General features: G+C 78.0%; 6 protein-coding genes. 5 read left to right on the forward strand and 1 reads right to left on the reverse strand.

The window, feature by feature from the left end; all coding sequences use genetic code 11:
• Positions 1-514: 514 nt before the first annotated feature.
• Complete coding sequence (locus tag ACFCX4_RS31610) at positions 515-1,207, forward strand: transglycosylase SLT domain-containing protein (RefSeq protein ID WP_376150036.1); 693 nt, start codon at positions 515-517, stop codon at positions 1,205-1,207.
• A 673-nt stretch (positions 1,208-1,880) separates the two neighbouring features.
• Positions 1,881-2,438 carry a GNAT family N-acetyltransferase gene (locus ACFCX4_RS31615; RefSeq protein ID WP_376150039.1) on the forward strand — a complete coding sequence of 186 codons (558 nt, stop codon included), beginning with the start codon at positions 1,881-1,883 and terminating at the stop codon, positions 2,436-2,438.
• Here the strand turns inward: ACFCX4_RS31615 and ACFCX4_RS31620 are convergent.
• Complete coding sequence (locus tag ACFCX4_RS31620) at positions 2,326-3,717, reverse strand: threonine/serine exporter family protein (protein ID WP_376150042.1); 1,392 nt, start codon at positions 3,715-3,717, stop codon at positions 2,326-2,328. The two genes, ACFCX4_RS31615 and ACFCX4_RS31620, sit on opposite strands and share 113 nt — an antisense overlap.
• Before the next feature lie 300 nt (positions 3,718-4,017).
• Between ACFCX4_RS31620 and ACFCX4_RS31625 the strand changes: the two genes are divergently transcribed.
• From ACFCX4_RS31625 to ACFCX4_RS31635, 3 genes are all read left to right on the forward strand, one after another.
• The gene (locus ACFCX4_RS31625; protein ID WP_376150045.1) at positions 4,018-5,031 is read left to right on the forward strand and encodes a glycosyltransferase family 2 protein; all 1,014 of its coding nucleotides are present in this window, start codon (positions 4,018-4,020) and stop codon (positions 5,029-5,031) included.
• A 325-nt stretch (positions 5,032-5,356) separates the two neighbouring features.
• On the forward strand, positions 5,357-8,398 hold the full coding sequence (locus ACFCX4_RS31630; RefSeq protein WP_376150047.1) for an FAD-binding and (Fe-S)-binding domain-containing protein: 3,042 nt from the start codon (positions 5,357-5,359) through the stop codon (positions 8,396-8,398).
• 168 nt (positions 8,399-8,566) lie between these two features.
• Positions 8,567-8,784: PaaI family thioesterase (locus ACFCX4_RS31635; protein WP_376150050.1), on the forward strand; the 218-nt coding region annotated here is incomplete at its 3' end.

Consider the following 8,784-nt stretch of genomic DNA (forward strand, 5'->3'; position numbering starts at 1 on the left):
CCCGGGGGCGGGCGGGGGGCCCCGCCGCGCCCCCCCCGCCCCCCCCCCACCGGGGGGGGGCGGCCGGGGCGGGCCACGGACAGGCGGGCGGAGGAACGCAGGCGGCCGACCGGTTCGGCCCTTCGTTCGCCGACGACCCGCCCGGTCCGCCCATCGATTCACCAAACGGACAAATCACCATGAAGCGCCCACCCAAGGTCGGGCGCTTCGCCGTTCCGGCCCGCTCCGGCCACTATCGGCCGTCGTAGCCGGCGCCTTTGCCGCCCGTGCCGGGCTCTGCCAAGAATGGCCCGTCGCCAGGCAGCGCGGCCGGTCCCCCGCCGCGCGTCCCCTCCGCCCCGCCACCTGCGCCGGGGCATCCGGCACGGCCGTCCCGTACGCCACCGCGCGCCGCTCCCCCGAGCGGGCCCCGCGTGATGCCCGGCGCCCGCGCCGCCGCCCCGCCCGGGGCCGGCACGCCCGACGGCCACCGAGGCCCCTGACGGCACCCCGACGGAAAAGGATCGTCCGCTCCATGCAGCTCAGCCATTCCCGCCGAAACTCGCTGATCACCGGCATCGCCACCGTGGTGGTGGCAGGCGCGGCCACCGCCGCCCTCGCGATCCCGGACAGCGGGACCGCCGTCGCCGAGACCCCCGTCGCCGCGGTGGCCGGAACCGTCGGCGACCTCTCGGCGGACGCGCAGGGCGCCGCGGCGCAGGCGCAGGCGCAGGCGGATGCCGACGCCGCCGCTGCCGCCGCACAGGCGCAGGCCGAGGCGGACGCCGCCGCACAGGCGCAGGCCGCCGCCGCTGCCGCCGCCCAGGCACAGGCGGAGGCCGAGGCGAAGGCGCAGGCGGACGCGAAGGCCCGGGCCGACGCCGAGGCCGCCGCCTCCCGCTCCCAGGAGCGCTCCGCCCTGAACAGCAAGCCGGTGTACTCCGGCAGCCCGCGCGAGATCGCCGCCCAGATCGTCCCGGCCGGCCAGCTCCAGTGCTTCAACAACATCGTGGCCCGCGAGAGCAGCTGGAACGTCACCGCGACCAACGCCTCCTCCGGCGCCTACGGCCTGGTCCAGGCCCTGCCCGGCACCAAGATGGCCTCGGCCGGCGCCGACTGGCGCACCAACCCGGCCACCCAGATCAAGTGGGGCCTGACCTACATGAACTCCCGCTACGGCAGCCCGTGCGGCGCCTGGGCGTTCTGGCAGTCGCACCACTGGTACTGAGCCGGCCCTCCCTCCCCCGGGCCCGCAGGCCCCCGCCTGCGGGCCCGGGGCGTCCCGCGCGGACCGGGCGAGCCGGCCCGCGACCACGGCGCCCGCCGTCGAACTGCCCCGACCGCCTCCGAGCGCCCTGGTACGGCGCAGGTCGCGTACAACGCCCTCGCGCGTCACGCCGGGGACGACCACCCGGCAGCTCCCCCGACCGGCATCGCTCCCGACACGGCCCGCAACGGCGCCACGCCGACCGCCCACGGCGCGGCCCGGGCGACACGGCTCGGACGGCCGGGCCGCGCCGTGGGCACCGCGCCCGGACGTCCGTGAGCCGATCCCGCCCCGCGCGACCGACACCCGGACTCCGGCCGGACTCCGGCCGGACTCCGCCCGCACGGCGCCCGGCCGACGGGCCGGCCACGAGCCGGTCCGTCACCGCGCTCCCGCCGGGGCCCGCAGGACCGAGTCCCGGCCACCGCGCGCACCGCCGCCGGGGCGTCGACGTCCCCGCGCGACCGACACCCGCACGACGCCCCCGCCGCCGGGGCGTCGACGTGCCGGCTCGGCCGCGCCCCCGGACCGTCCCCGACAGCGGCCGCCGCCCGGACCGCCCTGCGGGAGGGCGGGCGCGAGGTGGCCGAAATCCTGGTGGTCCCGGCAGGGTCGGGGCGCGAGAGTGGGGCGCATGGATCAGGTGAGGCTCTCCGACGGCGTCGTCACGCTCACGCCGTTCGGGGCGCAGGACATCGACGCGCACCTGGCGGGCGAGGACGAGCTGCTGGTGCGCTGGCTGAACGGCGGGCCGAGCACCCGGGCGGACACCGAGGAGTACGTGCGGCGGTGCACCGCGCACTGGGTCTACCGGGGACCGGCCCGGGTGTTCGGGATCCGGACCGGGCCGGAACCGGTCCTGGCGGGCACCATCGACCTGCGGTTCGCCATGCCGCGCCTGACCCCGGGACAGGTCAACATCGCGTACGGGCTCTACCCGGCGTGGCGCGGGCGGGGCCTGGCCACCCGGGCCGTGCACCTGGTGTGCCGGTACGCGGCGCAGGAGGGCGCGAGCGAGGGCGTGATCCGGGTGGATCCGGAGAACCTCGCCTCGGCGGCGGTGGCCCGGCGGGCCGGATTCAGGTACTCCGGGCGGGTGACGGAGCCGACCGGCGAGCGGCTCGACTGGTACCTCCGTGCGCTGGTCCCCGCCCCGGATCCGGGCCGCGCGGCCACGGCACGGTCCTGCTGAGAGCCGCCCCCGTCAGCCCCCGCCGGCCCCCGCCGGCCCCCGCCGGCCCCCGGCGGACGGCCGCCGCCACCTGGCCCGCCGGCAGGCCCACCGCGATCGCCGTCACCAGGGTGACCAGCTCCATCAGGTCGCGGAAGCCGGCGATGGGGTGGCCGCCGGCCAGGTCGGTGAGGCCGCGCATGCCGAGCGAGCCGACGGTCAGGGTGAAGAACCCGGGCAGCAGGAGCAGCAGCCGGGGCGGGGCAGCCGGGCGGGTGGCGATCCGGGTCGCGGCGGCGCTGAGCACGACGGAGGCGACGAAGGTCCCGGCCACCTCGCCGACCAGCCAGGTGGCGAGGGTGAGCACCCCGACCGTCAGGTAGACGAGGAGCAGCAACACCGGTCCGAACCGCGCGGGGACGGCGAAGGCCAGCACGGTGCCCGCCGTGAAGACGATCCAGGCGGTGAACAGCGCCCAGCGGGGAAGGTCCTGCGCGGCGGCGACGTCGAACAGCGCGTGCCGGTCGCGGCCGGTGACGGCGAGTCCGATCAGCACCCCGACGTAGAGCTGGACCAGCAGGAACACCGCGTAGACCAGCCGCACCGCGCCCGGGGTGAGGTGGCCGGCGGCGAGTTCGGCGGCGGCGGCACTCAGGTAGTCGCCGGGGACGAAGAAGAACAGTGCCGGCAGCATGATCAGCACCGGCCCGCCGTGCGCCGGGGTGCGGGCGAACACCAGCAGCGCGACCACGGACACCAGGACGGCCGCCACCAGCGGCAGCACGGCGTTCAGCCGGGGCCGGCGCCCGGCCGCCACCGCGAGGGCCGCGCTCACCGTGCCGAGGACGGCGGTCGAGCCCACCTCCCACCAGGTCGGCTGCATCAGCGGGGCGAAGCCGATCGAGAACAGCACGATCCCGATCGCCTTGGCCCACCAGGGGTACGGCGGCGGAGAGCCGTCGATCGCGGCGAGCCGGCCGGCCGCGGCGGGCAGGGCGAGACGGCCGGCGGTGATGTCGGCGAGGAGCGGCCGGACGGCGGCGAGCTGGTCGAGGCGGAACACCTCCGGGAACGCCCGGACCGTCACCGTGGCGCTCTCGCCGCCGGCGGTGACGGTGAGGACCGCTCCGTCCGGCACGACCAGGAGGCGTGCCGAGCCGCCGAGCGCCCGGGCGGCGTCCTCGACGGCCGGTTCCAGCTCGCCGACGCCCTCGCCGCTGTTGCGGAGCAGGACACCGGTCAGCCGGGCCAGGAAGGCGGTGAGTTCGCCGGCCCGGGGTGGCCGTGTCCGCTGGTCCATGCCCGCCTCCGTCCGTGTCGCGCCCCGGTGCCGCCGCGGGCGGCGCCTCCAGCCTGCCCGCCGTCCGGGCCGGCCGCCCGTCGGGGCGGCGGGCCGTGGGACGGGGGCGGGCCGTGGGACGGGGCGGCCGGCCTGCGGGCCCGCGCCACGGGCGGTGCGGGGGCCGGGCCCTGACGTGGACGCGCCCGGAGCAGTCGGTGAAGATATGGCGCACGTCCGTACGATTTGATGGGAATTGCTCGTTATTACGGACCGTCAGAGCTTTGCCACGGTTCGCAGCCGCTCCTACGCTCCGGCGTCATGCCCTCACCCCTGTTCAGCGTCGTGATCCCCGCCTATGACCAGCAGAAACAGCTGGCGGACTGCCTCGACTCACTGCTCGCCCAGTCCTTCCGCGACTTCGAGGTGGTGGTCGTCGTCGACCGCTCCCCCGGGAGCCCGGCCCAGCTCGCCGACCGCTACGCCGCCCGCCACCCCCAGGTCTGCGCCCTCCACCTGGACGCGGCGGTGGGCGTCGGCGTGAGCCGCGACGCCGGCGCCGCCCGGGCCGGCGGCGACTACCTGCTCTTCCTGGACGCCGACCACCTGCTCGCCCGCGACGCCCTGAGCTCCCTCGCCGACCGGCTCGCCGTCACCGGGCCCGTCGACCTGCTGCTGTTCGGCCACACCCGCCACCACGGCGGCCGGGAGTGGCCCGGCGGCGCCGAGGCGCTGCTCGCCGCGGCCGGACCGGAGGTGTTCGGCCCGCAGGACCGCCCGGAGCTGCTGGGTGCGCCCGCGCTGGTCTGGGACCGCCTGGTCGCCCGCGCGCACTGGCGGGACCAGGGCCTGGCCTTCCCCGCCGGCCGGTACGAGGAGATCCCCCCGGTGCACCGGGCCGTGCTGACGGCCCGGCGGATCGCCGTGCTGCCGCGGGACCTCGTGCAGCTGCGCCGCCGCGAGACCGTCCACCCGACCGGCTCGCCGGGGAGCAGCAGTTTCGACCTCTTCGAGCAGTACGAGCGGACCTTCGAGCTGCTGGCGGAGCTGGACGCGCCGGACGCCGCCCGGGACGCGCTGTTCACCCGGATGGTCAGGCACTACCTCTTCGTCTTCGACCTCGCGGGCTGCGTGGCCCGCGCCGAGCGCCCGCAGTTCTTCCACCGGGCGGCCGAGCACTACCGCCGTTTCCAGCCGCCCGGCCACCGGCGCCCCGCCGGGCGCGAGGGCGTCAAGTTCTCCCTGCTGGCCGGGGGCGCCTACCCCGCGTTCGAGGTGGCCAAGCTCTCCCACATCGCGGCCGGCGCCCTGACCGGCGCGGCCCGCCGCCGGTAGCGCGGCGGCCCTCCTCCGGTCGGCCCGTCGGCCGGTCGGCCGGTCGTCCGGTCGTCCGGTCGGCCCCGGGGACCGGACGGCGCGACGGCGGCCTCAGCGGTGCGCCGTACCACCGCCGGCGGCCGGGGCGGCGGCGATGCGGCCGTGGGGAGCGACAGCGCCGGCGGCCCCGGGGCGCCCGGCCGCGGCCTTCCCGGGCACCGGCCGCTGCCTCCCGGTACCGCCCGCCGGGCCCGGCTGCGATGATCGGCCCAGCCGCACACGCACCCCGCCGGCCGCCCGTCGCCGGCCCCCGTCGCCCGTCACCGCCCGGGAGGACCCGCCCGTGAGCCGCCACGACCCCGCCCCCGGACGCGCCGGGCGCACCGCCCCCGGCGCCGGACTCGCCCGCGACCTGGCCGCCGCGCTGCGCGGCGAGGTCCGCTTCGGCGCCGCCGAACGCACCGTCTACAGCCACGACGCCTCCAACTACCGGCACCTGCCGCTCGGCGTCGTCAAACCCGCCGACCCGGACGACGTCCGCACCGCGCTCGCGCTCTGCCGCCACCACGGGGTCCCGGTCGTGGCGCGCGGCGCCGGCACGAGCATCGGCGGACAGGCCGTCGGCCCCGGCGCCGTGGTCCTGGACTTCCGCCGCCACCTCGGCGCCGTCCTCGACGTCGACCCCGACCGCCGCACCGCACGGGTCCAGCCCGGCACCGTCCTGGACGACCTGCAGCGCGCCGCCCGCCCGTTCGGGCTCCGGTTCGGGCCGGACCCGTCGACCCACAGCCGCTGCACCCTCGGCGGCATGATCGGCAACGACTCCTGCGGCGCGCACTCGGTGGCGTGGGGCCGGACCGCCGACAACGTCGAATCGCTGGACGTGCTGCTCGCCGACGGCACCGAACTGACCGCCGGCGGCCCGCTCGGCCCGGCCGAACGCGCCGCCCTGGCCGCCCTGCCCGGGCCCGCCGGCCGGCTCCACCACCGGCTCCAGGAGTTCACCGACCGGAACCTGGCCACCATCCGCCGGGGCATGCCCGCACTGGCGCGCCGGGTCTCCGGCTACCCGCTGGACGCGCTGCTGCCCGAACACGGCCACCACCTCGCCCGCGCGCTCACCGGCACCGAGGGCACCTGCGCGCTGCTCCTCGGCGCCACCGTCCGGCTGGTCGAGGACCCGCCCGCGCGCGCCCTGGTGATCGCCGGCTACCCGGACGAGACGGCCGCCGCCGACGCCGTCCCCGCGCTGCTGCCGCTCGGCCCGCTCACCGTCGAGGGCATGGCCGCCGACCTCCTCGCCGCACTGCTCGCCGCGGCGCCCCGCCCACCCGCCCTCGACCGGCTCCCCGACGGCGCCTGCTGGCTGTTCCTGGAGACCGGCGGCGCGACCCCCGCCGAGGCGCTCGACGCGGCCCGCCGACTCGCCGACCGGGTGCGGCGCGAACGCACCGCGACCACCGCCGTGGTGACCGACCCCGCCGAACAGCGGCAGCTGTGGGGCGTGCGCGAGGCGGGCGCCGGAACCGTCACCCGGCTGCCCGGCGGAGGCGAGGCGTGGCCCGGCTGGGAGGACTCCGCCGTCCCGCCGGAACGGCTCGGCGACTACCTGCGGGACCTGCGCGCACTGCTGCGCCGGCACGGCCTGCGCGGCGTCCCGTACGGACACTTCGGCGAGGGCTGCGTCCACCTGCGGATCGACTTCCCGCTCGCCGAGCCCCACGGGGCGCCGCTCTTCCGGGAGTTCCTGGAACAGGCGGCCGACCTGGTCGTCTCCCACGGCGGCTCGCTCTCCGGCGAGCACGGCGACGGGCAGGCCCGCGGCGAACTGCTCGCCCGCATGTACCCGCCCGGGATCCTCGGCCTGTTCCGGGAGTTCAAACGGATCTGGGACCCGGAGCGGATCCTGAACCCGGGCACCCTGGTCGACCCGCGGCCGGTCGACGCCGACCTGCGGTTCACCGGCCCGGTGCGCGAACTGCCCCTCGCCCTGCCGTACGAGCAGGACGGCGGCAGCCTCGCCAAGGCCGTCCGCCGCTGCGTCGGCGTCGCCAAGTGCGTCGACCCCACCACCGGGGTGATGTGCCCCAGCTACATGGTCACCGGCGAGGAACGGCACTCCACCCGCGGCCGGGCCCGGCTGCTCGCCGAGATGCTGCGCGGGGCGGGGGCATCCCCCGGCGACCCGGCCGGGACGGCGATCCCGGACGGCTGGCGCTCCGCCGAGGTCCGCGAGGCGCTCGACCTCTGTCTCGGCTGCAAGGGCTGCGCGAGCGACTGCCCGGTCCACGTCGACATGGCCACCTACCGCAGCGAGTTCCTCCACCAGCACTACCGGCACCGGCCGCGGCCCGCAGCGCACTACGCGATGGGCCGGCTGCCGCTGTGGCTGCGGGGCGCCGCACTGGCCCCCGGCCCCGCCAACACCCTCGCCCGCTCGCCCGCCGCCGCGCTGCTCAAACGGCTCGGCGGGATCGACCAGCGCCGGGAGCTGCCCGCCCTGCCGCCGGAGACCTTCACCCGCTGGTACCGGCGCCGCCGCGGCCGGCACCCGGCCCCGGCGGGCGCGCCGCCCGTGCTGCTGTGGCCGGACACCTTCGCCAACCACCTGCAGCCGGAGGTGCTGCGCGCCGCGGTCGAGGTGCTGGAGCACCTGGGCTTCGACGTCCGGCTGCCCGCCGGCCCGGTCTGCTGCGGCCTGACCTGGTACTCCACCGGCCAGCTCCCCGGCGCCCGGCGGGCGATGCGCCGCAGCCTGGCCGCGCTCGCCGCCACCGGCCTGCCGGCCGGCACCCCGGTCGTCGGGCTGGACCCGAGCTGCACCGCGACGCTGCGCGAGGAGGCGCCGCGCCTGCTCGGCGCCGAAGGGCGACCGCTGGCCGAACGGACCCGCACCTTCGCCGAGTTCGTCGACGAGTACGCACCGGACGCGCCGCTGCCGCAACTGCCGGTGCGGGCGGTCACCCAGACCCACTGCCACCAGCACGCGGTGCTCGGCAGCGCGGCGGACCGGCGGGTGGAGCGGCGGATGGGCGTCGACAACCGGGTGCTGGACTCGGGGTGCTGCGGCCTGGCGGGCAACTTCGGCTTCGAGCGCGGGCACTACGAGGTGTCGGTGGCGATCGCGGAGCGGGTGCTGCTCCCGGAGGTCCGGGCCGCCGGGCCGGACACGGTGATCCTCGCGGACGGGTTCAGCTGCCGCACGCAGATCGCCCAGCTGGGGGGCGGGCGGCGGGCGCTGCACCTGGCCGAGCTGATGCTGCGGGCGCTGCGCGGCGAAGGCGGCGGGGAGGGGGACGAGCGGCGGGGCGGGGGCCGTGGCGTGGACGGGGGCCGGGACGACGAGGGTGGGGGCGGCTCGGGGGCGGGCCGCTCGGAGGCGTGAGGCTCAGGGGCGTGAGGCTCAGGGGCGTGAGAGAGCTGACGGGCCCGGGCGGTCGGCGCGCACCCATCGGCTCGCGCCGGCGTGCGGTGATCCGGGCGAGCCGTCCGCCGCGCTCCGCCGCCGCCCCGGCCCGCTGACACCGCGCACCCCGGCCGCCACAATGACGGGATGACCCTCACCACCGCCGAGGCGGACAGGATCCTGGCCGACAGCTTCGCCCCCTGGGTTCAGGCGCTCGGCCTGTCCGTGACCGACACCGGCGAGCGCCACGCCGTGCTGCGCCTGCCCTGGTCCGACCGGCTCGCCCGGGAGGGCGGCGCGCTCTCCGGCCACGCGCTGATGGCCGCCGCGGACACCGCGAGCGTGATAGCGGGGTCCGCGGCCCG

The sequence above is a fragment of the Kitasatospora sp. NPDC056327 genome, from assembly GCF_042261735.1.
In the GTDB taxonomy this organism is placed as follows: domain Bacteria; phylum Actinomycetota; class Actinomycetes; order Streptomycetales; family Streptomycetaceae; genus Kitasatospora.

Bases quoted from the DNA above. Each gene is read 5' to 3' on its own strand.
- ACFCX4_RS31610 (WP_376150036.1), top strand. From the start codon at position 515: ATGCAGCTCAGCCATTCCCGCCGAAACTCGCTGATCACCGGCATCGCC.
- ACFCX4_RS31615 (WP_376150039.1), top strand. From the start codon at position 1,881: ATGGATCAGGTGAGGCTCTCCGACGGCGTCGTCACGCTCACGCCGTTC.
- ACFCX4_RS31620 (WP_376150042.1), bottom strand. From the start codon at position 3,717: ATGGACCAGCGGACACGGCCACCCCGGGCCGGCGAACTCACCGCCTTC.
- ACFCX4_RS31625 (WP_376150045.1), top strand. From the start codon at position 4,018: ATGCCCTCACCCCTGTTCAGCGTCGTGATCCCCGCCTATGACCAGCAG.